Origin of the sequence: Phaeocystidibacter luteus, from assembly GCF_008933115.1 — a bacterium.
Lineage (GTDB): Bacteria > Bacteroidota > Bacteroidia > Flavobacteriales > Schleiferiaceae > Phaeocystidibacter > Phaeocystidibacter luteus.
In genome coordinates this window covers 163,309-189,904 of sequence record NZ_WBVO01000002.1, presented here as the reverse complement: position 1 = coordinate 189,904, position 26,596 = coordinate 163,309, and the positions used below count along the sequence as shown (strand labels likewise).

At 46.3% G+C, this 26,596-nt stretch carries 27 protein-coding genes and 1 tRNA gene; 14 read left to right on the top strand and 14 right to left on the bottom strand.

The window, feature by feature from the left end; genetic code table 11:
* The first annotated feature begins 399 nt into the window (after positions 1-399).
* Positions 400-1,089 carry an ABC transporter ATP-binding protein gene (locus F8C67_RS04620; RefSeq protein ID WP_151666639.1) on the top strand — a complete coding sequence of 230 codons (690 nt, stop codon included), beginning with the start codon at positions 400-402 and terminating at the stop codon, positions 1,087-1,089.
* Here the strand turns inward: F8C67_RS04620 and F8C67_RS04615 are convergent.
* From F8C67_RS04615 to F8C67_RS04580, 8 genes are all read right to left on the bottom strand, one after another.
* Positions 1,040-2,161, bottom strand: coding sequence for a hypothetical protein (locus F8C67_RS04615; protein WP_151666638.1), 1,122 nt, complete (start codon positions 2,159-2,161; stop codon positions 1,040-1,042). The genes F8C67_RS04620 and F8C67_RS04615 overlap by 50 nt on opposite strands.
* Positions 2,162-2,192: 31 nt before the next feature.
* Positions 2,193-2,711 carry a hypothetical protein gene (locus F8C67_RS04610; protein WP_151666637.1) on the bottom strand — a complete coding sequence of 173 codons (519 nt, stop codon included), beginning with the start codon at positions 2,709-2,711 and terminating at the stop codon, positions 2,193-2,195.
* Positions 2,712-3,027: 316 nt separating this feature from the next.
* A complete protein-coding gene (locus tag F8C67_RS04605; RefSeq protein ID WP_151666636.1) occupies positions 3,028-3,522 on the bottom strand; it encodes a hypothetical protein in 495 nt (164 codons plus the stop codon).
* Positions 3,519-4,022, bottom strand: coding sequence for a nuclear transport factor 2 family protein (locus tag F8C67_RS04600; protein WP_151666635.1), 504 nt, complete (start codon positions 4,020-4,022; stop codon positions 3,519-3,521). The genes F8C67_RS04605 and F8C67_RS04600 overlap by 4 nt, the downstream gene beginning before the upstream one ends.
* A gap of 34 nt (positions 4,023-4,056) precedes the next feature.
* Entirely contained in the window at positions 4,057-5,379 is a 1,323-nt protein-coding gene (gene sufD, locus F8C67_RS04595) for a Fe-S cluster assembly protein SufD (RefSeq protein ID WP_223277512.1), read from the bottom strand.
* A gap of 11 nt (positions 5,380-5,390) precedes the next feature.
* Positions 5,391-6,146 (bottom strand): Fe-S cluster assembly ATPase SufC, encoded by a 756-nt coding sequence (gene sufC / locus F8C67_RS04590; RefSeq protein WP_151666634.1) that lies wholly within the window; start codon positions 6,144-6,146, stop codon positions 5,391-5,393.
* A gap of 49 nt (positions 6,147-6,195) precedes the next feature.
* On the bottom strand, positions 6,196-7,638 hold the full coding sequence (sufB, locus tag F8C67_RS04585; RefSeq protein WP_151666633.1) for a Fe-S cluster assembly protein SufB: 1,443 nt from the start codon (positions 7,636-7,638) through the stop codon (positions 6,196-6,198).
* 24 nt (positions 7,639-7,662) lie between these two features.
* Positions 7,663-7,992 (bottom strand): HesB/IscA family protein, encoded by a 330-nt coding sequence (locus F8C67_RS04580; RefSeq protein ID WP_151666632.1) that lies wholly within the window; start codon positions 7,990-7,992, stop codon positions 7,663-7,665.
* A 209-nt stretch (positions 7,993-8,201) separates the two neighbouring features.
* Here F8C67_RS04580 and F8C67_RS04575 point away from each other — a divergent pair, with 209 nt between their 5' ends.
* Positions 8,202-8,975, top strand: coding sequence for a prohibitin family protein (locus F8C67_RS04575; protein WP_151666631.1), 774 nt, complete (start codon positions 8,202-8,204; stop codon positions 8,973-8,975).
* Positions 8,976-9,020: 45 nt separating this feature from the next.
* Here the strand turns inward: F8C67_RS04575 and F8C67_RS04570 are convergent, their stop codons facing one another.
* Positions 9,021-9,506: a nucleoside deaminase gene (locus F8C67_RS04570; RefSeq protein ID WP_151666630.1), complete on the bottom strand. Its 486-nt coding sequence runs from the start codon at positions 9,504-9,506 to the stop codon at positions 9,021-9,023.
* Positions 9,507-10,114: 608 nt separating this feature from the next.
* Between F8C67_RS04570 and F8C67_RS04565 the strand changes: the two genes are divergently transcribed.
* The 7 genes from F8C67_RS04565 to F8C67_RS04535 all read left to right on the top strand — a co-directional run bounded on the left by F8C67_RS04565 (position 10,115) and on the right by F8C67_RS04535 (position 17,431).
* Positions 10,115-11,134, top strand: coding sequence for a bestrophin family protein (locus F8C67_RS04565; RefSeq protein WP_151666629.1), 1,020 nt, complete (start codon positions 10,115-10,117; stop codon positions 11,132-11,134).
* Positions 11,135-11,236: 102 nt separating this feature from the next.
* On the top strand, positions 11,237-12,466 hold the full coding sequence (locus F8C67_RS04560; RefSeq protein WP_151666628.1) for an aminotransferase class V-fold PLP-dependent enzyme: 1,230 nt from the start codon (positions 11,237-11,239) through the stop codon (positions 12,464-12,466).
* Between the two features lie 4 nt (positions 12,467-12,470).
* Positions 12,471-12,893 carry a SufE family protein gene (locus tag F8C67_RS04555; RefSeq protein ID WP_151666627.1) on the top strand — a complete coding sequence of 141 codons (423 nt, stop codon included), beginning with the start codon at positions 12,471-12,473 and terminating at the stop codon, positions 12,891-12,893.
* A gap of 2 nt (positions 12,894-12,895) precedes the next feature.
* Positions 12,896-13,234, top strand: coding sequence for an SUF system Fe-S cluster assembly protein (locus F8C67_RS04550; RefSeq protein ID WP_223277511.1), 339 nt, complete (start codon positions 12,896-12,898; stop codon positions 13,232-13,234).
* 1 nt (position 13,235) lies between these two features.
* Positions 13,236-13,748: a DUF2480 family protein gene (locus F8C67_RS04545; protein WP_151666626.1), complete on the top strand. Its 513-nt coding sequence runs from the start codon at positions 13,236-13,238 to the stop codon at positions 13,746-13,748.
* 15 nt (positions 13,749-13,763) lie between these two features.
* Complete coding sequence (locus F8C67_RS04540; protein WP_151666625.1) at positions 13,764-14,567, top strand: DUF3050 domain-containing protein; 804 nt, start codon at positions 13,764-13,766, stop codon at positions 14,565-14,567.
* Positions 14,568-15,277: 710 nt separating this feature from the next.
* Positions 15,278-17,431 (top strand): S46 family peptidase, encoded by a 2,154-nt coding sequence (locus tag F8C67_RS04535; RefSeq protein WP_151666624.1) that lies wholly within the window; start codon positions 15,278-15,280, stop codon positions 17,429-17,431.
* 144 nt (positions 17,432-17,575) lie between these two features.
* On the opposite strand, the gene F8C67_RS04530 is transcribed toward F8C67_RS04535, so the two are convergent.
* The 3 genes from F8C67_RS04530 to F8C67_RS04520 are packed head-to-tail and all read right to left on the bottom strand — an operon-like array spanning position 17,576 to position 19,370.
* Positions 17,576-18,124 (bottom strand): DinB family protein, encoded by a 549-nt coding sequence (locus F8C67_RS04530; protein ID WP_151666623.1) that lies wholly within the window; start codon positions 18,122-18,124, stop codon positions 17,576-17,578.
* Between the two features lie 57 nt (positions 18,125-18,181).
* Positions 18,182-18,703, bottom strand: a complete 522-nt coding sequence (locus F8C67_RS04525; protein ID WP_170266364.1) for a Crp/Fnr family transcriptional regulator — start codon at positions 18,701-18,703, stop codon at positions 18,182-18,184.
* A gap of 13 nt (positions 18,704-18,716) precedes the next feature.
* On the bottom strand, positions 18,717-19,370 hold the full coding sequence (locus F8C67_RS04520; RefSeq protein ID WP_151666621.1) for a hypothetical protein: 654 nt from the start codon (positions 19,368-19,370) through the stop codon (positions 18,717-18,719).
* 117 nt (positions 19,371-19,487) lie between these two features.
* Here F8C67_RS04520 and lepA point away from each other — a divergent pair, with 117 nt between their 5' ends.
* The 5 genes from lepA to F8C67_RS04495 all read left to right on the top strand — a co-directional run bounded on the left by lepA (position 19,488) and on the right by F8C67_RS04495 (position 25,383).
* Entirely contained in the window at positions 19,488-21,284 is a 1,797-nt protein-coding gene (gene lepA, locus F8C67_RS04515; RefSeq protein ID WP_151666620.1) for a translation elongation factor 4, read from the top strand.
* A 398-nt stretch (positions 21,285-21,682) separates the two neighbouring features.
* Positions 21,683-23,224: an acyl-CoA carboxylase subunit beta gene (locus F8C67_RS04510; RefSeq protein WP_151666619.1), complete on the top strand. Its 1,542-nt coding sequence runs from the start codon at positions 21,683-21,685 to the stop codon at positions 23,222-23,224.
* A gap of 64 nt (positions 23,225-23,288) precedes the next feature.
* Positions 23,289-24,266, top strand: a complete 978-nt coding sequence (locus F8C67_RS04505) for a bile acid:sodium symporter family protein (RefSeq protein WP_223277510.1) — start codon at positions 23,289-23,291, stop codon at positions 24,264-24,266.
* On the top strand, positions 24,259-25,245 hold the full coding sequence (locus F8C67_RS04500; protein ID WP_170266363.1) for a 1-acyl-sn-glycerol-3-phosphate acyltransferase: 987 nt from the start codon (positions 24,259-24,261) through the stop codon (positions 25,243-25,245). Before F8C67_RS04505 ends, F8C67_RS04500 begins: the two co-directional genes overlap by 8 nt.
* 66 nt (positions 25,246-25,311) lie before the next feature.
* A tRNA-Gln gene (locus F8C67_RS04495) sits at positions 25,312-25,383 on the top strand.
* Between the two features lie 321 nt (positions 25,384-25,704).
* On the opposite strand, the gene F8C67_RS04490 is transcribed toward F8C67_RS04495, so the two are convergent.
* Both F8C67_RS04490 and F8C67_RS04485 read right to left on the bottom strand, forming a co-directional pair.
* Positions 25,705-26,019 carry a hypothetical protein gene (locus F8C67_RS04490; RefSeq protein WP_151666617.1) on the bottom strand — a complete coding sequence of 105 codons (315 nt, stop codon included), beginning with the start codon at positions 26,017-26,019 and terminating at the stop codon, positions 25,705-25,707.
* Positions 26,004-26,261, bottom strand: coding sequence for a hypothetical protein (locus tag F8C67_RS04485; RefSeq protein ID WP_170266362.1), 258 nt, complete (start codon positions 26,259-26,261; stop codon positions 26,004-26,006). Before F8C67_RS04485 ends, F8C67_RS04490 begins: the two co-directional genes overlap by 16 nt.
* Between the last annotated feature and the right edge of the window lie 335 nt (positions 26,262-26,596).

Below are 26,596 nucleotides of genomic sequence, written 5' to 3'. Positions count from 1 at the left end.
AGCTAACTCGCGCTATCCTCCCTCACCTACCTACTAACTACTAACCTGTGTCTGTACCCAAAACAGAGTCGAGAGTTCTGTTTTGCTCTCTTGGACACATTGTAAATGTATTGGCATCTCAATCCAATGTTGTAAATACAAAACCGTTTTTTTGTCAGTACAAACACTACTTTTTTGTAAGTATTTTGCTGGTGCTTTTTATGAATCCGCATCTAAACAATACATGACACCCTATCTATCAAACAGTTAGGCAACTCGCTTGAATGGGTTGAGAAAATCACACGGAATTAAGCCGTAAAAAATCGATTCGTAAAATGACCAATAGATGTTACGAGAAGCTACTCATTGACATCTACTCTTCGTCCAATTCGCTACATTCGTAAGGCAAACAACTAAAGCATGGCCAAACCTGTCATCGAGCTCAGAGGTATCAAACGAAACTTTGCCATGGGCTCCCATACCGTAAAAGTGCTGAAGGGAATTGACCTCACGATAGAGAAAGGCGAATACGTCGCCTTGATGGGGCCTTCCGGAAGCGGCAAGTCGACGTTGATGAACCTGCTAGGGTGTCTTGACACGCCAACGGCCGGCGAATATACCCTTAATGGCCAGGACGTAAGCCGCCTTTCTAGCGACGATTTAGCCGATATTAGAAATAAGGAAATTGGCTTTGTCTTTCAGACTTTCAACCTCCTACCGCGCCAATCGGCCTTAGACAACACCGCGCTTCCGTTGGTGTACGCCGGACTAGGAAAATCGAAGCGCTCCGAAAGAGCCTCTCAAGTCCTGGAACAAGTTGGCCTGGGAGATCGAATGGACCACCAACCGAGTCAGCTTTCGGGTGGTCAACGGCAGCGTGTGGCCGTAGCGCGCGCTCTTGTCAACAACCCATCGCTCATACTTGCTGATGAGCCCACGGGTAACCTAGACACTAAAACAAGCGTGGAGATTATGGCGCTCTTCAATGAAATTCATCAAAATGGAAACACGCTGGTGGTAGTCACCCACGAAGAGGACATTGCTCAACATGCACACCGCATTATTCGCTTGCGAGATGGGATGATTGAGTCGGATACGAAGAATCGATAGGCGCTTCGCCATCAGAGTTTTGGTGCAGAAACTCAATGAGTGCATCTCGGTCCTCAGACACGGCGAAAAAGGCTTTGAAAACGACCAGCCCATTATCCAACATCAATCCGAAGTGCCACTCATAGCGATCTTCGAATATGAAAGCGACATCCCGAAGCCGCACATAGAAGCCAGTCGATTTCGCAAATTGCAGAGAGGACTCAAGCAGAAACAAAAGGGCGATTATGCCCACACCTATTAGCATCCATTCAGGAGACCAAAACTTCACTTCCTCATGGATGCCAGGAATAATAAGGCCAAGCATGAATACCCAGTATATTAAAATTTTACACGCTCGAATAATCCATAGCAATCTCCGCTCACGTCCGACTGCCACGCCGTGATGCTGCCAATAATTCAATAGGCTAAGTTCTTTCCATTTCTCTCTTTTCTGCTTCACCTTTTTGAAGGAAAGCCACAGCTTATCCCCTTCAAACTTCACGGAACCAGTCTTAAATTGCACATCCAATGAGTTCAGTGGGATATCACCTTGCGCGTGAGTGGGTCCACTCCATCCAATTATTACTTTCTTATCCAATGAACTAGAACCCAACCACTTCGTGAAGGAAGCGAATTCATCATCATCGAAACGCATTAAATAGCTTGTATCCGAAAATGTACCCGTGAGCAGCAAGGTCCATCCGGAAGTCAGTATTGTGCAAGTATTTTGATCTGTGAGCACAACCTTGCGAATTTTAGCGAATGGGATGTTGGTTTGAAAATGCTCAGCCTCGATGCTCTTGGGCTTGACAAAAGCCGATAGAATCAAAATAGTCAGTAGAGCTACATTTATATAAACAACCTGAGCCCAATCTAAAGCGGTAAACTGATGATAAGATTCAAAAGCATCTAACCGAAAGCCAAAGTATACGGAAGGTGCAACAACCAAGAATAGAAACAACACTATGCTACTTGTCGACCAACCCTGAAAGATCGTAGAATCTTGCCTTCGGTAACGCTTCTCCTTTGAGTCTAAAAACAAGAAGCTATCGTGAACTTCTACGTTACCTGATTTATGTCTGAATGAATCCATTGAGAGAGCTTTGTCCCGTGAAGATACAACCTCAATACGTATGGTCAATCGCCCACCCAAGTACAATGGCGAACCGCACAATTACAGGTATCATTCGAACCCAAGCTTTGGGAATGAAATAGGCCGGTATGAGTAAGGCTAGAATTGCAATTCGCTCCCATAGGTAATCGATATTCATTCCAATAATGAGATCGACGCCCAAACTGACTACACCGAAAATGAACATCAAGCCAATAAAGGGCTTCACATTCGCGAGGAAATACTCCTTATATCCCCGTCCCCCACTAGGCGTAAAGGTTTGTACCACTACATAATACAGAATTGCCGGAAGCATGAGCAGCACGTAATACCCGTAGCCATTCTTCAACACCTCAATTCGGTAAAATGTAGAATACCAATTGAGCGCTCCCATATCAAAGAGCATGATGGCCCATACGATGTACTCCCAATACGATTTCGTGATAATATCCTTGGTGTGACTCACCAAATCCACAATGGCCATCCCGAAGATGACGCCGTGGAAAATCATGAGGAATTCTTCTTGGCTCATTTTATTTAGACTAATGGACTTTTGGACTATTAGACTTTCGGACTTGCGAAAAGTTAGAATATATGGATTCACCCTGTATCCTTCAGGCGGTAAAATGGGTCATTCGCCTATCGGGCAATGAAAGACCCAGGTTGAAACTTAGCCTGCTTTACAAATTGACGCATTAATCTCTTGTTTCTCTCTTTACTGACGGCTTTTACTATCTAAATATACCTTCACTAATTCTTGGCGTCCAACTTTTTTCGCGGCGAATGCCGACGAAAATCCTTTCGTTCGCCGATAGGCGGACGATCCTTTCTTGGCTTCGCCAAGATCCTCACCTCACCTGTTCCGGGTGACCCAAACTCTCAACGTACATATGGTGCAATTCGAAGGTTTGCTCCGCTCCAACTTTCTGTCCGAACTGAGCTATGACATACAATAATACTGCAACTATCGCGCATCCGCCGAAGGCGAGAAATGCCCAACTCCTTTGATCTACTAGGTACTGCGACAATCCGATGATGAGGAAGAACATCCCCAAGACTCCCATGGCAGCATAGCCATAAAAGAAGATCGCCCAAACGTTGGGATGCGGACCGTACAATCCTCTAACCAGAGTCCCCTCTTCGTTTTCCTCAAATGAAAGTTGGAGTTGAGGCGACCAATAGTGCCTCACGTCATCATTATATTCCACGATCAGATACTGACGAGCCTTCACAATATGAATGCTGGGTTTCGACTCTAATCCAATTAATAACTTCTCACGGATGGTCTCCTCGCTTTCGGCGAGTTGATGTCGGAACCTCGGTCTTACGCGGACACTCGTCATTCTACAGAAAGACTATCGTTTGCGCGCTCAATTTGACGAACCACATCGCCTACAATGGCATTTGGAATGGGAATCGAGAGATTATAGTGAGCGATTTTCCATCCTTCAGGGGTGAGTTTTAAAACACCTGACCCTCGTGAAGGACCTAAGTTCGGAGTGGCAAGTTCTTCATCGAACCATGCAATTGTGCTATCCGAATTGTAATAAACCCAACGGTCTGTTGCCTCGAAAGACCAAGCCTTTCCTCTGTCGAAATAAGGCTTCGACCATGGCCTAAACTCTGCAATAGTCCAACGTTCTGTTTCGTCCGTACCCATGAAGATCGACTCTTCATTCTCAAAGTGACTGAAGTAGGCTTCGAAGTCGGCATTTGCAGCATCTTGATGCCATTGGTCAAGAACTTCATCAACCCCCAACTTAGGTTGAGGAAGATCTACTCGTGCAGCTGGATCGCAAGCCGTGAACAGAGCGCATAAAAAAACAGCCATGAAATATTTCATGACTGTAATTTACTTTTTCTGAATGATTCTGAACCTAGAGTTCGAAATCCAGATTCACTCCGAGTTTCTTTGCGATGAGCATGTTCACCTTTTTGCGTAGCTCGAGAATATCAACTTCTCCGAGGGCATCGCTTGCAAAGGCGTACATCAAAAGTGCTCTTGCTTCTTTCTCAGCAATACCACGGCTGCGCATGTAGAAGAGTGCTTCTTCGTCGAGCTGACCAACCGTACAACCATGGGAACAGGCCACATCATCTGCGTAAATCTCAAGCTGAGGTTTTGCATCTACAGTAGCTCTATCACTCAATAACACACTGTCGTTTTGCTGGAAAGCATTGGTCTTTTGAGCGTCTTTGTGAACCACAATTTTACCGTTGAACACGCCGGTTGCATTCGAGTCGTAAATCCCCTTGTAGAGCTCGTGGCTCTCGCAATGTGGAACGAGATGGTCTGCTAAGGTATGGTGGTCGACATGCTGATTTTCACCGATGATGGTCACACCGTTCATGTAGGTCAGACAGTTCTCCTCCTTCAAACCGAAGTGTAGGTTGTTTCGAGTGATTCTACCGCCAAAGCTAAACGTGCTAAACTTGGCGACACTGTCGCGATGCTGATCAATCCACGTATTATCTACCAAAGACGACGTGTGACGGTCGTTTTGAAGCTTGTAATAATGAAGCTCTGCATTTGCCCCCACTGAAACTTCGGTAACCGCATTGGTGAGTACCGGTACGTCGTTCAAACTTTGATGGCGCTCAATGATTTCGGCCTTCGCACCTTGTTCAAGAATGATCAAGTTGCGAGGTTGAACCATGATTTCGCGGTCATTCGTCGTATTGAAGAAGATGATTTGGATAGGCTTATCCACCACCTTGTTCTTTGGCACGCGAATGAAAGCACCTTCGCTGGCAAATGCGGTATTCAACGACACCATCGCTTGCCCATCTTGCTTGGCGATTTTATTGAAATAGCCATCAATTGCATCGGGGTACTTACGCAGTGCGTTTCCGAACGTGCAGATGTCGTATCCCTGGTGTGTAGTCTCGCTGAGCCAGCTGCTGTACACGCCGTTGATGAATACGACTTTATAGCTATCGATTTCATTGAGGAAGTACTTCTTTACATCCTTGAATTCGATATCGTCTTCTTGTTTAGGAAAGAGCTTGTAATCGGCTTTAAGAATGGGCTTGAGGTTGGTATACTTCCACTCCTCATTCCTCTTCGTAGGGAAGCCGAGTTGTTCGAAGTTCTCAAGAGCATCTCTGCGCATTTTGTGCACAGGAGTATCTGATTCTCCGTTCAGCTCATTTTCAAAAACGATGTAGCTCGATTCGAGCTTGTCTTTCAATTCCTCCACAGTAAGGGTTTTTAGATAGAAGCAACTTCCTGCTTAATCCAGTCGTATCCTTTGTCTTCTAGTTCGAGTGCGAGACTCTTATCTCCCGACTTCACGATTTTTCCATTCATGAGTACGTGTACAACATCAGGAACGATGTAATCGAGTAGACGCTGGTAGTGTGTGATAACTACAACGGCGTTGTCTTCACTTCTGAACTTATTCACACCATTGGCAACGATGCGCAGGGCATCAATATCCAAACCAGAATCGGTCTCATCGAGGATGGCCAGTTTTGGTTCGAGCATTGCCATTTGGAAGATCTCGTTTCGCTTCTTCTCACCACCAGAGAACCCTTCGTTTAGGGAGCGACTCAAGAAGGATTTATCCATTTCAAGCACCTTCAACTTCTCTCTCATTTTCTTGAGAAGGTCCGCAGCACTCATAGGCTCTTGACCGCGTGCTTTGCGAATTTCGTTGATGGAGGTTTTGAGAAAGTTTGAAACGCTTACACCAGGGATTTCGATTGGGTATTGGAAAGAGAGGAAAATCCCCAATTGAGCGCGTTCCTCTGGGCTGAGGTCGAGAACGTTTTCGCCTAGGAAATCGATGCTTCCTTCTGAAACGTCATAATCTTCTCTACCTGCAATCACGCTAGAAAGAGTACTTTTTCCTGATCCATTAGGACCCATGATTGCGTGAACTTCTCCCGGTTTAACTTCGAGGTTGATTCCCTTCAGAATCTGCTTTTCCTCGATGTTAGCGTGTAAGTTTTTGATATTGAGCATTACCGTGCTAGTGCTTTTGGCCTTCCGGCCGATTTTCCTTTGTTGATGATTAGCCTACTGAACCTTCGAGTGAAATGGCGAGGAGTTTTTGTGCCTCTACGGCGAACTCCATTGGAAGTTGATTCAAGACTTCTTTTGCGTATCCGTTTACGATGAGTGCAACGGCTTCTTCCGTCCCGATTCCGCGCTGGTTACAATAGAAGATTTGATCTTCACCGATTTTCGAGGTGGTAGCCTCGTGCTCGATTTTGGCTGATTTATTCTGTGTCTCGATGTATGGGAAGGTGTGGCTACCACATCCGTCGCCCATGAGAAGTGAATCACATTGAGAGAAGTTACGGGCATTGTGTGCGCGCGGACCAATTTTCACCAATCCACGATAGCTGCCGTCTGAACTTCCGGCACAGATACCCTTCGAAATGATAGTACTCTTGGTATTCTTTCCAAGGTGAATCATTTTGGTTCCGGTGTCTGCCTGCTGATGATTGTTCGTCACAGCCACGCTGTAGAACTCACCGATTGAATTGTCGCCTTTCAGGATACAGCTAGGATACTTCCAGGTAACTGCGGAACCAGTCTCCACCTGTGTCCAGCTAATTTTCGCATTCTTCTCGCAGATACCGCGCTTGGTAACGAAGTTGTACACCCCGCCTTTTCCATCAGCATCGCCAGGATACCAGTTTTGAACTGTGCTGTACTTGATCTCGGCATCATCGAGGGCTACGAGCTCAACCACTGCGGCGTGCAGCTGGTTTTCGTCACGCTGAGGCGCTGTACAACCCTCCAGGTATGAAACATAAGATCCTTTGTCGGCCACAACCAGTGTGCGTTCAAACTGACCGGTACCTGCCTCGTTGATTCGGAAGTACGTTGACAATTCCATTGGGCATTTTACACCTTTGGGAATGTAGCAGAATGAACCGTCGGTAAACACCGCCGAGTTGAGTGCTGCGTAGAAGTTGTCTGTTTTAGGAACCACGGTGCCGAGATACTTCTTCACCAATTCGGGATGCTCCTGAATGGCTTCGCTCATGGAGCAGAAGATGATACCGAGTTCGCGTAATGTCTTCTTGAAGGTGGTAGCAACCGAAACTGAATCGACAACTACGTCCATAGCCACGCCGGTAAGACGTTTCTGTTCGTCGAGGGAAATACCCAGTTTCTCAAAGGTTTTGAGAAGTTCGGGATCCACTTCGTCGAGGCTATCAGGACCTTCTTTCTTTTTTGGAGCAGCGAAGTACGTTATTTCCTGAAAATCGGGTTGTACATACTTTGGCTTGAGCCAAGTAGGTTCTGTCATTTCGAGCCATTTGTGGTAGGCATCGAGTCTCCATTCTGTCATCCATTCCGGCTCGTTCTTCTTTGCAGAGATGAACCGGATGATGTCTTCATTCAAACCTTTGGGGGCACGGTCGGATTCAATATTGGTATAGAAACCGTACTCGTACTCCTTTTTGGTTACGTCATCTAATATCTGATCGCTATTGCTCATGAAAATCTTGCGATTTCGAAATTCTTAAACGGCGAAGCTTTCGCCACATCCGCAGGTGCGCGAAGCGTTGGGGTTATTGAAGGAGAATCCTTTACCGTTGAGGCCTCCACTATATTCGAGCGTAGTCCCTAGGAGATAAAGGAGACTTTTCTTGTCCACTAAAATCTTAACACCTTTATCTTCAAAGAGTTTATCTCCTTCTTGCTCGTCCTCTACAATTTCCATCTTGTATGAAAGACCTGAGCAACCGCCGCTGGCGACGCCTACGCGGATGAACGCAGAATCGAGGTTTTTACCCTCTTCTGCTACCAAGCTTTGAAGCTTGCTCAATGCAGGTTCTGATACGTTTATCATACTCTTGTTTGGAATCAGTCTAATTCTTTGCAAAACTACGAAATGATTACTGAACTCCTCCACTTTTGAGAGAGGAGGCTGTTGGGGTCTGACATACTGTTGTGGTTTAGTCAGAATCTTAAACAACAACTCTTCAGGAACAGTTTTTGTGCTATCGTGTTACATTACAAAGTGTAATGGATAATTGATATTCACATAAACAAAGCCTTATGAAAAATCTGCGCCTCCTTCCCGTGATTTTGCTTTTGGGAATTATGCTTCAAAGCTGTGCTGTCGTTCGCCCCGGCGAAGCTGCCGTCAAGCAAACTTTGGGTAAGCTCGACAATCGTGTGTACGTGGAACAACCCGTTTGGTACTTCCCATTTACTACTCGAGTAATCAAGACATCTATTCAAACCAACAACCTCGAACTTTCCCTAAACATTCCGAGTAAAGAGGGATTGAGCATCAATTCAACCATTTCCATTCTCTATAGAATTGACAGTGAAAATGTACCGCAGGTGATCAGAACGCTCGGACTTGAGTACGAATCTATCGTGGCTAACGTGTTTAGATCGGCATCAGCTGATGTGTGTGCGCAGTACTTTGCCAAGGACATGCACTCTGGAATGCGCTCAGAAATTGAGCAACAAATTAAAGAGCGCATGAATGCCACGCTTTATGAGCAAGGCTTGATTATCGAGGCCGTTTTGATGAAGAACATTCAACTTCCACCTGGGCTAGCGTCTTCCATTGAGCGTAAACTTCAAGCTGAACAAGACGCCATGCGGATGGAATTTGTGCTTCAGGAAGAAAGGCAAGAAGCCAAAAGGAAGATTATTGAAGCAGAGGGTACTCGAGATGCACAACAAATTCTTTCTGAAGGTCTAACTCCACAAATTTTAGAGCTTAGGAGAATTGAGGCATTCCTTGAGCTGAGCAACTCCAACAATGCCAAAGTCATTATCACTGATGATGAATCTTCGGTTTTAATCAGCGATTGATCCAAAATAAGCGACACCAGTTTTGTAGAGCTCCAGAACGGGGCTCTATTTTTTTTCTCTAGCCCCCGACCCAAACATCCACAACGGCGTTTGATCGAATACTGCCTTTGCTTCGGCTTCCATCAGTCCGGCCGTCACTTTTGGCGGCTTACCAAAGAACGGAGGGAATCGCTCAAGCTCATCATCCTCCATTATATTCCACTTTGAATGTCCGCCCATAAATGGCGAAGGCAACGCGTAAACCACCTCGGCTACTTTGTATTCGCGAGCCATGAAGGAACACATTGGGCACGGTTCGCAGTTGGAATACAGAATAGCTCCTTCCAAATTAGATGTACCAAGCTTCTCATGTGCCAAATGCAAGGCAACAATCTCGGCATGGTCACTCACCCTTCTTGCCGCAAAGTTTGTCGATTCCGCTATCACCTCACCGTCTTTCACCACGATAGACCCGAAGGGCGCATCGCCATTATCTAGACTCTTTTGCGAAAGTTCAATGCACTTTTTGATGTGTGGAAGGTGGTGGGTCATTGGGTGGAGGGTTAAAGGATTTGAGGGTTGGAGGGTTGGAGGGTTGGAGGGTTGGACTTTCGGACTTATAGACGCATGGACTTATGGACTTATGGACTTATGGACTTATGGACTTATGGACTTATGGACGAAGTAATGTCCCTTCCTGATTTTGGTTGACAGGTTTTAGACTTAATTACTGGTTAAAGTTAACATCTCATTTTTCTTCCTAGATAAGGTCGACATATAGGAGGCATTCCGATATTTGGAGCCGTGACGGCAGACCACGGGACCGCAAGATACGTTTCAAAAACTCAGTCTCAAGTCGGAACAACAGGTTCAAGCATAGGCGTTGGTTTAGGGCTGGGGCTTGCATCCCCTCCCCGGTCTCAAGTTACGATTCCAAAGGGGGAGTCGACGATTCTCAGACACAAAACGAACTGTGAAAAACTAGCCGATTGTAAACGTTTATCATACGACTCGTATGGTCTAATAGTCGGAAATTGATGGTTGGGCGGTGGGGGCATCAAACCCATTGTATAGCACCCCAAAATGCCCCGCTTCGCAAGCCCATTCACAAAACTCCATTCCCATCAAAGTGTTAACTTCCTTTCCAAACCGACCACACCATGCACGCAGGAAGTCATTTCAAACTGCTCGAAGCCCTAATTTGGACGCGTCGAGACCTCTACAAATTTGCCCTCATAGCGTCCATCGCAACCGTCGCCTATGAAGTGCTTGATTTCAAATGGATTTCAATTCCTTGGATTCCTGTGACTCTCATTGGCACTGCGGTCGCTTTTCTGATAGGCTTTAAGAACAACGCGACCTACGACCGACTTTGGGAGGCACGAAAAATCTGGGGTGCAATCGTAAACGCAAGTCGAACCTGGGGCGTGACAGCAAGAGATTTCGTCACGAATGATTTTGGCAATAGCGATCTCACAAAGGAAGAAATCCACTCTATTCACAAGCGACTCATTTACCGCCATATAGCCTGGCTAGCCGCATTGCGACATCAATTGCGCCAAACGAAACCATGGGAAAACATGAATCAAAGGCGAAATGAAGAGTACCGCAGAAGATTCTCGGTCCGCGAGCATGACGTCTCCCTCGAATCGGAAATGATAGACCTTCTGAGCGATTCAGACCTCAAATATGTACTCGCAAAAAAGAACAGGGCAACACATATCCTAAGTCTCCAATCGGCAGACCTTAAGCATCTGAGATCGAAAGACCTAATTGATGATTTCCGACACGTAAAGCTGCAAGGCATGATTGAGGAGTTCTATACCGAGCAAGGCAAATGTGAACGAATTAAAAACTTCCCGTATCCTCGTCAATTTGCCACACTCAATCGTTACTTCGTCTGGCTCTTCCTCTTACTACTCCCTTTAGGAATGATTGCAGAATTCGAGAAACTAGGCAACATCCTCATTTGGATGAACATCCCATTCAGCATGCTCGTATCTTGGGTATTCTACACAATGGATAAAATTGGAGAGGTTAGCGAGAACCCCTTCCAAGGCGGGGCAAACGATATTCCTATCACCAATTTGAGTCGGACCATTGAAATCGACCTTCGGGAAATGCTCGATGAATCCGACATCCCTGCACCTACTGAAGCGGAGAACCAAATCCTCATGTAAGGAGCTGTTTTCCTTCACGTTGCACAGGTATTCCTCAATCTGAACATTACCAATTTAGAACTGTTCTATTTTGTGCGTTTCATTTACGACCTTTGCACCACAATGGAGAACACCATATCATTTGATATCAACGATATTCGCAAGCAGTTTCCCGTTCTTTCACGAGAAGTAAACGGCAAACCACTCGTTTACATGGATAATGGCGCGACTACTCACAAGCCAAAAGCCATGACCGATGCAATCACGGATTACTACGAGCGCATCAATTCTAATGTGCACCGCGGCGTACATCACTTAAGTCAACAAGCTACTGATGCTTTTGAAGTGACTCGCGAAAAGCTCCGTGCGCATATTAATGCCGAGCATGCACGAGAAGTTATTTTCACGAAGGGAACTACCGACAGCATCAATACGGTGGCTTGGAGTTTTGGTGAGCTGGTGAAACCTAGAGATGAAGTCATCATTTCCACATTAGAACACCATAGCAATATTGTTCCTTGGCAAATGATGTGCGAACGCAAAGGCGCCACCCTCAAGGTTATCCCTATGGATGACCGAGGTGTTCTTGACCTTGAAGCATATCAAACCCTGCTCACCGAAAAGACAGTCCTAGTAGCTTTCAACCACATATCGAACGCCCTGGGAACCATCAACCCTGTCAAGAAAATGACCAAAATGGCCCATGAAGTTGGTGCCGCAGTAATGATTGATGGTGCGCAAAGTATGCCCCACTTGAAAGTAGATGTCCGTGATTTGGACGTTGACTTCTACGCGATCAGCGCACACAAGATGTATGGTCCTACTGGCATCGGTGCATTATATGGCAAAGAAGAATGGCTGAATAAACTTCCCCCATATCAAGGTGGAGGCGAAATGATTGCCACTGTCACTTTCGAGAAGACAACATATGCAGATCTACCTCATAAGTTTGAAGCCGGAACCCCGCACATCGAGGGCGTGATTGCTTGGGCTGCTTCGCTCGATTGGCTGAACGCAATCGGAATGGAAAACATCACGCATTATGAGGCCGAGCTATTGGAATATGGCACCAAAGCCTTGAGCGAAGTTGATGGGATGACCATTCACGGTACGGCACCTCAGAAATCGGCCCTGTTCAGTTTTAACATCGAGGGCCTTCATCCGTATGATGTAGGAACCCTGCTTGACCAGCTTGGCATCGCCGTGAGAACAGGTCACCATTGCACACAACCCCTTATGAATCGTTTGAATGTTCCAGGAACAATTCGCGCATCAATGGGATTGTACAACACAAAGGAAGAAATTGACACATTGGTTGCCGGCTTAAACCGAGTAATTCCAATGTTGAAGTAAGCGTATGAGCGAGAGCATTCAAGAGAGGACAACAGATATTGTCGATGAATTCGACATGTTTGAAGACTGGATGGATAAGTATGACCACATCATTTCATTGGGCAAAGAACTCCCTTTAATTGATGAGCAACACAAGGTGGACGATAACCTTATCAAGGGTTGTCAAAGTCGCGTTTGGCTGCACGCCGATTATGATGGTCAGAACGTGACTTTCACGGCCGACAGCGACGCGATCATTACCAAGGGAATTATCGCCTTGATGGTGCGTGTGCTCAGTGGTCAATCACCAGAAGCCATTGTCAATGCCGATTTATCTTTTGTTGATGAAATCGGTTTGAAAGATCACCTCTCTCCGACCAGAGCGAATGGTCTAGTTTCAATGATCAAACAAATGAAGTTCTACGCCCTCGCCTATCAATCTAAATAAGCATGAGCACAGCTATGGCTTTATCAGAAGAACAAATGCAGAAATTGGGTGAAGATGTGGTTGATGTGCTACGCACCATATACGACCCAGAAATCCCAGTTGACATATATGAGCTCGGACTCGTTTACGACGTGAACGTAAGCGAAGAAGGCGACGTACATGTACTCATGACGCTCACCTCTCCGAACTGTCCGGTTGCGGAATCACTTCCCGTAGAAGTTGAAGAAAAGGTAAAAACCATCGACATTGTTACGACTGCAGAAGTGGAAATAACCTTCGATCCGCCTTGGACAAAAGATATGATGAGCGAAGAAGCTCGCCTCGAACTCGGTATGTTCTAAGATGGCTGATGAAATCGTAAATAAAATTGCCAATAGCGGGTTGGTGAATATCGACCTTGAAGAGCTGTACCCCAAGAGCAAACGTCATGCTCTTGACATTGCACCTTGGCTTTACGAAGGCGTAATGCTCCGGGAAAAAGACTTTCGTGATCATATTAAAAATCACGATTGGTCTCAGTATAACGACGCATACGTCCATGTCTTTTGTTCTGAAGACGCCATCATTCCTCAATGGGCGTGGATCCTAGTTGCCCGAGCCTTAAACGGTAGAGCGATTCGCACGGTTTACGGCGATAGGGAAGCGTTGGAAGCACTGATTTTCGAAACGGTTATCAATCAACTTGACGTGGATGAATACCATGGGAAGAAAGTCATTGTGAAAGGATGCTCAAATCTACCTGTGCCTGTTCAAGCGTATATCAAGCTAACTGAGAAACTCACACCGGTTGTTCAAAGTTTGATGTATGGAGAAGCGTGCTCCACTGTGCCGATTTACAAGAAACCCAAGGACTGAATTCCTTTTAGAAGGATGAAAAAAGACTCACACCTCATCGCGATTGAACATCGCATTGAACCACTTCGTCAGCAAATCCTAAATCACCCTTTGTACACCAAATTGAATGGCCTGGAAGACCTCCGCACATTCATGGAATATCACGTATTTGCGGTTTGGGACTTTATGAGCTTGTTGAAATCGCTTCAAATCCGACTCACCTCGGTATCCGAAGCTTGGGTTCCTACGGAGAGTCGCCTAGCTCGCAGACTCATAAACGATATCGTGCTTGCGGAGGAAAGTGATGAAGATTCTCAGGGGAATCCTGCAAGCCATTACGAGTTATACCTCGATGCCATGCGACAGTGTGGAGCGAACACCCGACCGGTCTTACATTTCATCAAAACTCTGCAAAGAGGCTTTAAGGTGAAGGACACGCTTCGCTTTAATGTTGCTGAAATCGAGCCGGCAATCATCGAATACCTCAAGGCGAATTATGCGATTATCAAACGTGGTAAGACGCATGAAATGGCCGCGGCATTCACCTATGGTCGAGAGGATTTGATTCCCGAAATGTTCACGGAGATTGTCTCAGAACTCGACACCAAGTTTCCGGATCAACTCGATTCATTTGTCTATTACATGAATCGTCACATCGAACTCGATGGCGACGAACATGGTCCGATGGCGCTCACAATGATCACTGAACTCTGTAGCAATGATGAGGAAAAATGGATGGAGGCAGAAGATGCTTGTGTTGAAGCTTTAGAAGCTAGACTTCAATTGTGGAATGCGATCGAAAAGGCACTTTCACGTCAGGAAGTCGCGCACTCGAATTGACCTGACTTATTGAGGAAAACATTGATCTAGGTAGCCCACCCGCTCCTGAAGTAAAAAAGAATTGCCTTTTTGACACCAAGTGAGTCTGGCCCTTGCTGGCACTTGCTGGCACTTGGCACATGGGGCTTACAGCCCCACCCCGTTCTCAAGCTACAGAATCCTCGGTTCCTAGTCGGACGTTAAACGTTTACAATCGCTTAGTTCTCAACTTCTACGATTGTCCACTAATTGTCCACCTAATGTCCACGAATTGTCCTCGTGAGACTTCCAATCTTCTCAAATCGATTCAAGAACTTTAGACTGGGGAGGGGCTCCAAGCCCCCTCACACTCGCCCTACATCCGGCACTCCAACAGTTCATCTGCTCATCTGCCTTTCAGTCTAACAGTCCATCCCTCTCCCGAATCGGCTGCGCCTCTCGGATGCCTCTTTTAAGTCGGCACATCAGTCCAACCCTCTCCCGAATCGGCTGCGCCTCTCGGGATTCCTCCTTCCAGTCGGAACTTCCAGTCGGAACTTCCAGTCAGAACTTCCAGTCGGAACTTCCAGTCGGAACATCAGTCTATGAGTCTATAAGTCCGAAAGTCCGAAAGTCCAACCCTCCAACCCTCCAACCCTCCAACCCTCCATTTAGCAACATCCCACCACCCATTCCTCCCTCCTGTTCGCTATATTTGCGTCCGCACGAGTAAAATCAAGGAAAATCCAATTATGAAGAAATTCATTTTATCCCTTGCAACCGCTATGATTACCCTCACCGCATTCGCCGGTGAAGGAATGTGGTTGCCTATGATGTTAGGCCGCACCTACGAAGACATGAAGGAGCACGGCCTCAACCTTTCACAAGAAGAATTGTACAGCCTCAACGCACCGAGCTTGAAAGACGCAATTGTGTCAATGGGCGGTGGTTTCTGTACTGGAGAAATCATCTCTTCTCAAGGTCTATTGCTTACAAACCACCACTGTGGATATGACTTCATCCGCAGTCACTCCTCAGTTGACGCCAACTATCTACGCGATGGTTTCTGGGCGATGGAGAAGTCTCAAGAGCTTCCAAACGAAGGTCTATTCGTTCGATTCCTAGAGCGCATGGACGACGTTACTCCACAAGTTCTCGAAGGTGTAAACGACGCAATGTCAGAAGGTGAGCGCGCTGAGAAAATTCAGGCGAACATCAAGGCTATCGTTGAAGCACAGATGGAAGGCAAAGACGAAAAATTCCACGCCGTTCAAGTGAGAAGCTTCTACCACGGTAACGAATTCTACATGTTTACCTATAAAATTTACCGCGACGTTCGCCTCGTTGGCGCTCCGCCAAGCAGCGTTGGTAAGTTCGGTGGCGATACCGATAACTGGATGTGGCCACGCCACACAGGTGACTTCAGCATGTTCCGCGTGTACATGTCTGCAGACGGTCAACCTGCCGAGTACTCTCAAGACAACATTCCACTTAAGCCACGTCACCACCTCCCTATCTCAATGAAGGAGCGCAACGAAGGTGACTATGCCATGATCTTTGGCTACCCAGGATCTACCGACCGTTACCTTTCTTCTTTCGGTGTACAAGAGGCTGTTGAGCTTCACCACCCTGCAATTGTAACGGTGCGTGACCTCAAGCTTTCCATCATGCGCGAAGCGATGGATGCCGACGAAGCAGTTGATCTTATGCTTGCTTCTTCTTACGCGTCAACAGCCAACTATTGGAAGTACTTCCTTGGTCAGACCGAGCAGTTGATCAACAACCGTGTTTACGACAAGAAGAAGGAGCAAGAAGCTCAATTTGCTGAATGGGTAAATGCTGATCCTGCAAGAAAAGAGAAGTACGGCGAAACGCTTGACCTCCTCAAGAATGGATATGCTGCAAAAGCAGACTTTGTAGAAGTAGATGTTTATGCCCTCGAAGCCGGACTTACCGGAGTTTCCAGCGCTCTATTCGCCTACCAATTCAACCGAGCGGTATCTCAAGGTGCTAGCAGCGACGACCTCAAAGCAATGGTTGAAGAGCACTTTGCCGAAACGCATATCCCTACCGACCACAAGCTGATGGGAGCGCTATTTGCGCTTTACAACAAAAACATCGACGAAGATCAACATCCAAAGTTCTTTACCACGGTTGATACGGCATATGGTGATGATTTTGGAAGATATGCCAACTTCGTATTTGAGAATTCAATGTTCGCCGACCAAAACAAACTCATGAACTGGGTAGACAATCCAGTGGATAGTTTGCTTTCGAGCGATCCGATGATGACCGTAAGTACAGACCTCCTTACAGTATACCTGACAGCAGCAAGAGCCTCTCAGGCTGCAGAAGCCGACCTTCAAAAAGGGTACAGACTATGGACTGCCGGTATTCGCGAAATGAACAGCGACAAGATGTACGCTCCCGACGCGAACTCAACCATGCGCGTAACATACGGTAATGTATTGCCTTACGAACCACGCGACGGTGTATACTACGATTTCTACACCACCATGGAAGGTGTTATCCAGAAGATGGACAACGAAGACCGCGAGTTCATCGTGCCAGATCGCTTGTACGAACTTTACAAGAACAAGGACTACGGCCAGTACGCTAACAAAGCGGGTGAACTTCCTGTTGGATTCATCAGCAACAACGACATCACAGGGGGTAACTCTGGTTCACCTGTAATCAATGGCGATGGCGAGCTTATCGGCTGTGCATTCGACGGAAACTGGGAGGCAATGAGTGGCGATATTTTCTTCGAGAAAGATCTCCAACGCACCATCTCAGTTGACATCCGCTACGTACTCTTCATCGTTGACAAGTACGCAGGTGCAGGTCACCTTGTAGACGAAATGACACTTGTTTATCCACGCAAGAAATTCCTCGGAATCTTCTAAGTGAAACGTAAACGAATTAGAAAGCCCCGGCCAGCTGGTCGGGGCTTTTTGGTTTATGAGCTAGGAGGCTTGACGGTTATTCAATCTGTTTGATTGTGTTTTTACAGCTCTCTCACAAGTTGGCAGAAAGACCACTTTAGAGATTTAAGCTCGCAACGCCTTACTCCCTTGCACCATATGACGTTCATTGTGATAGATCACCACCCTATACGTATCTCCAAGGCGTAATCGAATCCACTTACTAATGCTAATGGCCGTTTTAGTTTTTTGAATATTGATATCGCGTGACCTTTCCAGCAAGCGTATCATTCTCTTTTGCTGTTGAATAAAGTCTTCCAAAACGTCCGCTCGAACTCCGCTCAGCGAAGGATTCATATTCTTGAACGTATTCATCTTGTTCAATTTTTCTTTTGGAAGCATTGACTGGGCAAAATACTCTCCGAGCCACGAACTTACGAAGGTGGATTTCGGTTTTCCTTTCTCCGCATGCGAGATTTGATTTTCAATCTCAGGCAAGTAGAAGTCGCCATACCTATTCAAATGCTCTAGGCATTCCAAGGCGCTCCAGGATTCAGGTGAAGGTTTTTTATTCAGCTTATCAATTCCCAGTTGACGCCATTCCTCAGCTTGAGAAATAATGGCCTCAGTTCTACTGATAAGATCGGTTATGAGCAACTCTGCATTTCCTTTCATGATGTAAATCTTTGATACAAAGTTGCGCTGGGCGAGCTTCTGATTACTTGATTCAAATCAAGATTTTAGGATTCTTGATAACGTCTCAGGTGTCATTCTCAAGTAAGAAGCAATATACTTCAGCGGGACCTCTTGAAAGAGTTTTGGGCTTCTCGCTACTACTCTCTCATATCGAACAGCGGGCGATGGAATCAACAAATCACGCTCTCGTTCCATTTGTTGTGTAACAAGTTGACCAAGCATGAAGTCCCACATTTCGAGCATTTCGGCATCCGTTTTCATCAACCCCAGATAATCCTCTACCGTAGCTTTGCGAACCGTAGTAGTTCGAATAGCTTCAATGTAAAACTCCGTTGGCTTTTTTGTGATGAAACTATCGAGCGCAGTGATAATATCTCCAGAGTACGCTAATCGAGTAATGTACTCCTCGTCTTCATGCACGAAGAAAATCCGCATGGCCCCGTCCTCAATGAAATAGATATGTCGTTCCATTTCACCAGGACTGATAATACGTTCACCTCTACTGAGGGTCTCCGGTTCTTTTAGTATTCCCGCACTTTCAAGTTTTTCCAAAAGCATACTCGAAGATACATCATTGAACGCGTTGAAATTGAAAAGTAGATGCTGGCATTCCTCCTGGGGCGAAATCAATTTCTCTGTATTGATAAAGCTCATCAGCAGTAAAGAAAATAGAAGCTCGCAGCGTGTCACTTGGACCGAGCATGATAGGATTCAATTGTTGTTCGAAAGAACCTCTCGACACGGGGGCAGGCACCTCTCCAAACCCCGCCTGCGTATTTGGATCACCCGCTCCATCGATAATCAAATACAGGGCTCCCAAACTGAGAAGAAACAAGAGGACATCTCCTCCGCCACCTTTAGATCTCTTGTTCATTTCGAAGACTGCAGAGCTTGTAAGAGGAGAGCGCACTAGGCTTGAATCCACCCCAGGCAGAGCTGATCTGCGCATTGTAAATTGAAGCGGATCAACTTTCATCCACTTAGGTGACTTGTTTACAAGAAGAAAACTGAATTGCTCATACTTTTTGGTGACGGTATGAACTTGCATCATCATGTAATAGTCAGGATGCGATTCAAAGGCTTTGCCGTTGAATGCTGGACTCAAGAGATAGTTTGATTTATTCGGCTGAACGACCCAGCGGGTGCTGACATATCCATTGTTCGAAGAGCCACAAGATGCCAAGAGAAGAGATCCAGCCGTAAGCAGAGAGAGTACTTTTTTCATAACGTTTGGGTTTAGAATGAAAGAGACAATCATCATGCCGAACCCTTTTCAAAGAATATTCGTTAAGGCACTGAAAAAGCGTACTTTTGCGCACTTAGTATACGCTGAAGGAATACGATGAAGAACATTCGCAACTTTTGCATCATTGCACACATCGACCACGGTAAGAGCACCTTGGCCGACCGCATGTTGGATATTACCGCTACTGTAACCGAGCGCGAGAAGCAAGATCAGCTACTCGACAATATGGATTTGGAGCGAGAGCGCGGCATCACCATTAAGAGCCACGCCATTCAAATGAACCACAACTACAATGGCGAAGCGTACAAGTTCAACCTAATCGATACTCCAGGTCACGTTGACTTCAGCTACGAAGTATCTCGTTCAATCGCCGCTTGCGAAGGCGCACTTTTGATTGTTGATGCTACTCAGGGTATTCAGGCACAGACCATCTCTAACCTCTATTTGGCATTAGAGCATGACCTTGAAATCATCCCGATCCTCAATAAAATTGACCTCCCATCTTCGAACCCTGAAGAAATTGGAGATCAGATTATTGATTTGATTGGCTGTACCAGAGAAGATATCCTATTAGCCAGTGCAAAAACCGGTGAAGGCGTTGCGGAAATTCTCGATGCTATCGTAGAACGCATCCCCGCTCCTGAGGGAGATCCCGAAGCGCCACTTCAAGCTTTGATCTTCGACAGCGTGTTCAATTCATACCGCGGTATCGAAGCCATCTTCCGCGTGAAGAATGGTGTGATTAAGAAAGGCCAGCGCGTGAAATTCATGAACACCGGCAAAGAGTACGATGCCGATGAGATCGGGACACTCAAGCTTGTGAAAGATCCTCAGAAGCAAATTTCAGCGGGCGATGTAGGCTACATCATTTCGGGTATCAAAGAGGCTAAAGAAGTGAAAGTAGGTGATACTATCACCTCTAAAGAAAGCCCTGCAACCACTGCTATTGCCGGTTTCGAAGAGGTAAAGCCAATGGTTTACGCTGGTATTTATCCTGTTGATACCGACGAATTCGAGGAACTTCGCACTTCACTTGAAAAGCTTCAACTTAACGATGCATCTCTCACCTTTGAGGCGGAAACATCAGCCGCTCTAGGTTTCGGTTTCCGCTGTGGATTCTTGGGCATGCTTCACATGGAGATCATTCAAGAACGTTTGGAACGTGAATTCAACATGACCGTTATCACAACGGTACCAAACGTGTCTTACTACGCATACACGAAGAAGGATCCTGATGAGCGACTCATCGTAAACAACCCTTCAGACTATCCTGACCCGGCTATTCTCGAGCGAATCGAGGAGCCTTACATCAAAGCTCAGGTTATCACCAAAAGTGAGTTTGTTGGTGCAGTTATGACTCTTTGTATCGAGAAGCGCGGCGAAATAGTTGGTCAAACTTACCTCACTTCGGAACGAGTTGAACTCACCTTCGACATGCCTTTGGCCGAGATCGTGTTCGACTTTTACGACCGACTTAAGACCATCTCGAAGGGTTATGCGTCATTCGACTATCATCCAGTAGGATACCGTGCCTCGAACCTAGTGAAGGTCGATATCCTTCTCAACGCCGAACCTGTAGATGCATTGAGTGCGTTGATTCACAAGAGCAAGGCAGAAGACATCGGCAGAAAGATGTGCGTGAAGCTCAAAGAATTAATTCCGCGTCAGCAATTCTTGATCGCTATTCAGGCGGCTATTGGTGCAAAGATTATCTCCCGTGAAACCCTTTCGGCCCTAAGAAAAGACGTTACAGCGAAATGTTACGGTGGTGACATCTCACGTAAACGTAAGCTACTAGAAAAGCAGAAAGCAGGTAAAAAGCGCATGCGCCAGCTGGGCAACGTAGAAGTGCCTCAACAGGCGTTCTTGGCGGTGTTAAAATTGAATGATTAGGGTTCTGGCAGCGTTGCTGGCCAGAAAAGGATTGCTCTCCTAACGTCGAGCAAAAGGGTCATTCGCTTGCTGGCGAATGAAAGGCCTCGCTTTTTACTACAGCACGGCCTCATTCCTCGGTGGGCAGAACCAAGTTTGAAATAACTGCATAACAGCTCGGCTCAATCTCAGCTACCCAGTCCAACCCTCTAACCCTCTAACTCTCTAACCCTCCAACCCTCTCCCGAATCGGCTGCGCCTCTCGGGATTCCTCCCTTCGGTCGGAACATTTGTCCAAAAGTTCCATCAGTCTACAGGTCCATCAGTCTATAAGTCCATCAGTCTATAGGTCCAACAGTCTAAAAGTCCATAGGTCGGCAAGCCCCTATTTTATATCTTCGTCCCTCAATCCTATGACCATGAGTGAAAAATTCGATACCCTCAAGAAAATTCAAGAGGAGTCGCAGGTTGGCGGCGGCGAAAAACGAATCCAAGCACAACACGATAAAGGCAAACTAACCGCAAGAGAGCGCATCGAGCTTTTGCTCGACAAAGGTTCGTTTGAGGAAATTGGAGCACTCGTGCTTCACCGCTCAAACCTCTTCGGTTTAGATAAAATGAAGTTCTACGGCGACGGTGTGGTAACCGGCTATGGAACCGTTAACGGAAGATTGATTTATGTCTTCGCACAAGACTTCACCGTTCTCGGTGGATCTCTTGCCGAGGCACACGCCGAAAAAATCTGTCGCATCATGGACCTCGCCATGGAAAACGGTGCTCCCGTAATTGGATTGAATGATTCCGGCGGCGCTCGCATCCAGGAGGGAGTTGTTTCCCTCGGTGGCTATGCAGATATATTCTATCGAAACACACAGGCCTCTGGCGTGATCCCTCAAATCTCCGCGATTATGGGACCTTGCGCGGGCGGTGCAGTTTACTCGCCAGCATTGACCGACTTCATTATGATGGTGGAGAATACGAGCTACATGTTCGTTACTGGTCCAAACGTTGTAAAAACCGTAACCCACGAAGAAGTTACGAGTGAAGAACTCGGCGGCGCAAGTGCCCACGCTTCGAAGTCTGGTGTTACGCACTTCACCTATGCCAACGAAGTAGCATGCATCGAAGGAATCAAGAACCTTCTTTCATACATGCCTCAAAACTGTGAGGAAGACGCACCAGCGCTTCCTTACGAAGCACAAGACGAAACACGTCCGAAGTTGAACGACCTCGTTCCGGACAATAGCAACCAACCTTACGATATGCGCGAGGTAATTGGTGAAGTTGTTGACGGCGGCTCTTTCCACGAAGTGCACAAAGACTACGGCGAAAACATCGTTGTAGGATTCGCACGCCTCGGGGGAAAGTCTATCGGAATCGTTGCCAACCAGCCGGCATTCTTGGCTGGAGTACTCGATATTAAAGCCTCTCAGAAGGGCGCGCGATTCGTGCGTTTCTGCGACAGCTTCAACATCCCACTTCTCGTATTCGAAGACGTTCCTGGATTCCTTCCTGGCACCGACCAAGAGTGGAACGCCATTATTACCAATGGCGCTAAATTGCTCTACGCATTCAGCGAAGCCACTGTTCCGCGCATCACGGTTATTACACGTAAGGCCTACGGTGGCGCATACGACGTGATGAATTCGAAGCATATTGGTGCCGACATGAACTATGCTTGGCCATCTGCTGAGATTGCAGTGATGGGTGCAAAAGGTGCAGCTGAAATCATCTTTAGAAAAGAGATTGCCGCAGCTGATGACCCTGAAGCAAAGCTCGCTGAAAAGGAAGCTGAATATGCCGACAATTTTGCGAATCCATATCGGGCGGCTGCGAGAGGATATGTAGACGAAGTGATCCTTCCAGAACAAACCCGCACAAAGCTGATCAAGGCATTTAAGATGCTAGAGAACAAGGCGGTAAAGCTTCCGAAGAAGAAGCACGGCAACATTCCATTGTAAGCACACATTTGCGGTTGAGGAATAAAGTTGTTTTCTTGGAGAGAATCTACCAAGCAAGCTGACTGTGCCCCAAACTACCGGTACCCCATCTCTGGAGTCGTTGGATCAACTCCAGCTCAACCTCGATTCAGGAAATTTACTTCTCCTAAATCTAATTCTGGGGTTCGTGATGTTTGGGGTGGCTATCGGCATAGACCCATCCGACTTCAAAATGGTCATTAAAAAACCAAAGGCTGTGTTGGTAGGCCTTTCTGGACAATGGTTGATACTTCCCTTCCTAACTATACTACTCATTGCCCTCATGGGAAGTTACATTTCCACCGGTATGGCTATGGGGATGATTCTCGTCGCAAGTTGCCCAGGCGGTAACATTTCGAATTTCATGGTCCATCATGCCAAAGGAAACACCGCACTAAGCGTGAGCCTTACGGCATTTAGCACAGTGGGATCAATAATACTCACTCCACTTACCTTTCTCTTCTGGGGTACGATTTACACCTCGTGGATTGCGACAGACGCAGAAAACCCACTCCTACGTGAATTGAGTATAAATCCGATAGAAGTTGGAACAGCAGTATTCCTCCTCTTGGGTTTACCCTTGCTACTCGGCATGGGTTTACGAAGAATCGCTCCACATCTAGTTTCTCGATTGCACACACCCATGCGATGGGCGAGTATACTCGCATTTCTAGCCATTATCATCGTTGCTTTTAGCAAGAATCTTGAATCGTTTCTCGCATATATCCACCTCATTTTCGCCATTGTTTTAATTCACAATGCGGCGGTTTATTTAGGTGGATACACCTGGAGCAGAGCATTTAAACTGAAGCGAAGAGAGAGGAGATCAATCGCCATTGAAATGGGCATTCAGAATTCCGGACTTGGACTTGTACTCTTGTTAAATCCTACCATTTTCCCTTTGGAACTCCCCATTGGCGGTATGGCGGCAATAACCGCTTGGTGGGGCATTTGGCATATGGTAAGCGGACTCAGCATTTCGAGCTATTGGCGAATGCGCACTCAAACCGATGCCCATGAATAAGCCGAGTTTCGGATATCAAATACTATACGGCTACGTCAAGTGGATGTACCGTAAGTGTTACTGTAGGCATTACGAGGTTCATGGATTAGAGAACGTACCAAAGGAAGGAGCAACCTTGTTCGTCACCAATCACCAGAACAACCTTCCGGACGCCCTCTCTATTCTTTTTGCTTCCTCACGTAAACCTGTTTTTGTAGCACGGGCGGACTTCTTCAATCACCCTACGGCTAATAAACTTCTGCGGTTCCTGCGCATACTTCCAATGTATAGGGCCGATCATGGCAAGACGGCTATCAAGGAGAACTTACCTGCAACCATGAAAGAGTTGCACAATCATTTGCGTGATGGCGGCGCTTGCGTCATTATGGGTGAAGGGAGTTCAGCGCCGGAACGCAGCATTCGTCCGCTTAAGAAAAGTTGGGCACGCCTTGCCAACAGCCTAAAAGAGGATGGCATCCCCATTTGCGTCATACCCGCGGTAATGGAGTACAACGACTGGCAAGATTGGGGTCCGGATGTAAGCGTAACCTTTGGTGAACCGCTTGACATAAACTACACGTCAGACTTAAAAGAAGGTCAGCAATTGAGGTTGATGAAAGACGCTGCGGAAGAACGATTGTCGAAGATGGTCCGCAATGATGGTGAAATTGAGGCTTGGAGCAGAAAGGTTGGCGGAAAGTACAGTGGCTCCAGATGGACGTGGAAGGCATTGAGTTTAGCACTATTACCCCTTGCTTATCTCTACCTCGCGCCAATCCTACTACTAGCGAAAAGCAAAGTGAAAAACCACTCTAGACTCGATTTCAAATCTACGCTAGAGCTAGGTTTTATAGGCTTGGGCACTCCACTCTGGGTTATCTTCATGTGTGTGTTAGTAGCGCTTATTTGGACATGGAAATACGGTTTGCTAGCACTAATCGCCAGCCCTGTATTCCTATGGGCAGCGTGCAGGTCGTACATCGCCAAAACGAGGGAATAAAATTCCAATTCAAAAAACCTTTTTGGAATTGACTGTTTGTTTTATATTTGCCGTCCCAATCGAGGATGCCCGATGGTGTAATTGGCAACACAGCTGATTTTGGTTCAGTCGTTCTAGGTTCGAGTCCTAGTCGGGCAACAAGAAAGAGCAGCCGCACGAAAGTGTGGCTGTTTTTGTTTAGTACCATCGGGCCAAGCTCGCTTGAGCGAAGAGGGTGATAAGCAAAAACATAGCCTGAGCGGAGCGAAGGATGCTCTTTGTTGGGTACAATGCCCCAGATAAGGCCCTACCCATCCGACGCCAGGAGGATCGGGTTAATCCTAGTCAGGCAACAAGAGAAAGCAGAAACCCTGATTATCTCACTGATAGTCAGGGTTTTTCATTTCAGCGCACTTTTTATCGTGTCTTATTGGTGTCAAAATTTTGAATCAATCTGACACTTTTGAAGGCTCAAAACAATCAGATATACCATTCCAGGTGCCCTGACCTCTCCACACATAGAGGTATACCCAACTTCCCGGAGTCATCAAATGCAACAACAAGCTCAATAGCACCGTCTTCATAATTGAGCACTGGATAACGTTCTCTCAAAAGGTTGAAATTGTGCTTTAGCGATTCTAGATCCTCCATTGCCTTTGTCTTGCTGACATCCTCAAAATTCTGAACCTGAGTCCACCATGTGACAATTAAATATTCAGAGGAAGAAAGTCGAATGGTCATTGCATCCCATTTAAAAGGAACACCTTCGAATATCAAGTTTATTCTAGATTCCATAGAACTCCACCATTGGATTGAAGAAAACCATCGAGAAGGTCACGCTCGGCTTCCGACAAAGAATCTAAAAAGCACGAACCTTTGTCCGTACCTATCAGGTTGTAGCTAGGCGACTGCTGATAGCTCCAATTTTCCATCAAGCTCAGGACATCCATAATTTCTTGTCCAGTAACTTTTCTGATTGGCTCAATGCTTGAACTAATCTCATACTCAAAGAGGTTTAGACACTCTCTTTCAATCAAATCAAGGACAAGTTCAATTAAGAGAGAGTGTTTTTCCCCTAAGCCCAAATCTACACGTGTTATCTCGACAAAATAATCCGCCAAACAAATTGTGCCTTCTACTATCGAGACATAGAGAATGGAATTACTAATTGTCCTTTTGCTACAGAGAGATTGCATTTCATAAAACTACCAAAAACGAGTAACGAAAGAAAAAAGGTACAACGCCTCACTTTCTCTTGCTATTCTTGGATCGAATTTGCTCGCCCTCATCTCAACTCCTATCACCTCATTCCTTTAACCTGACAAATCGAAACCTGAAATATTCGTTTCGTTTATTTCGTTTATTATCTTTG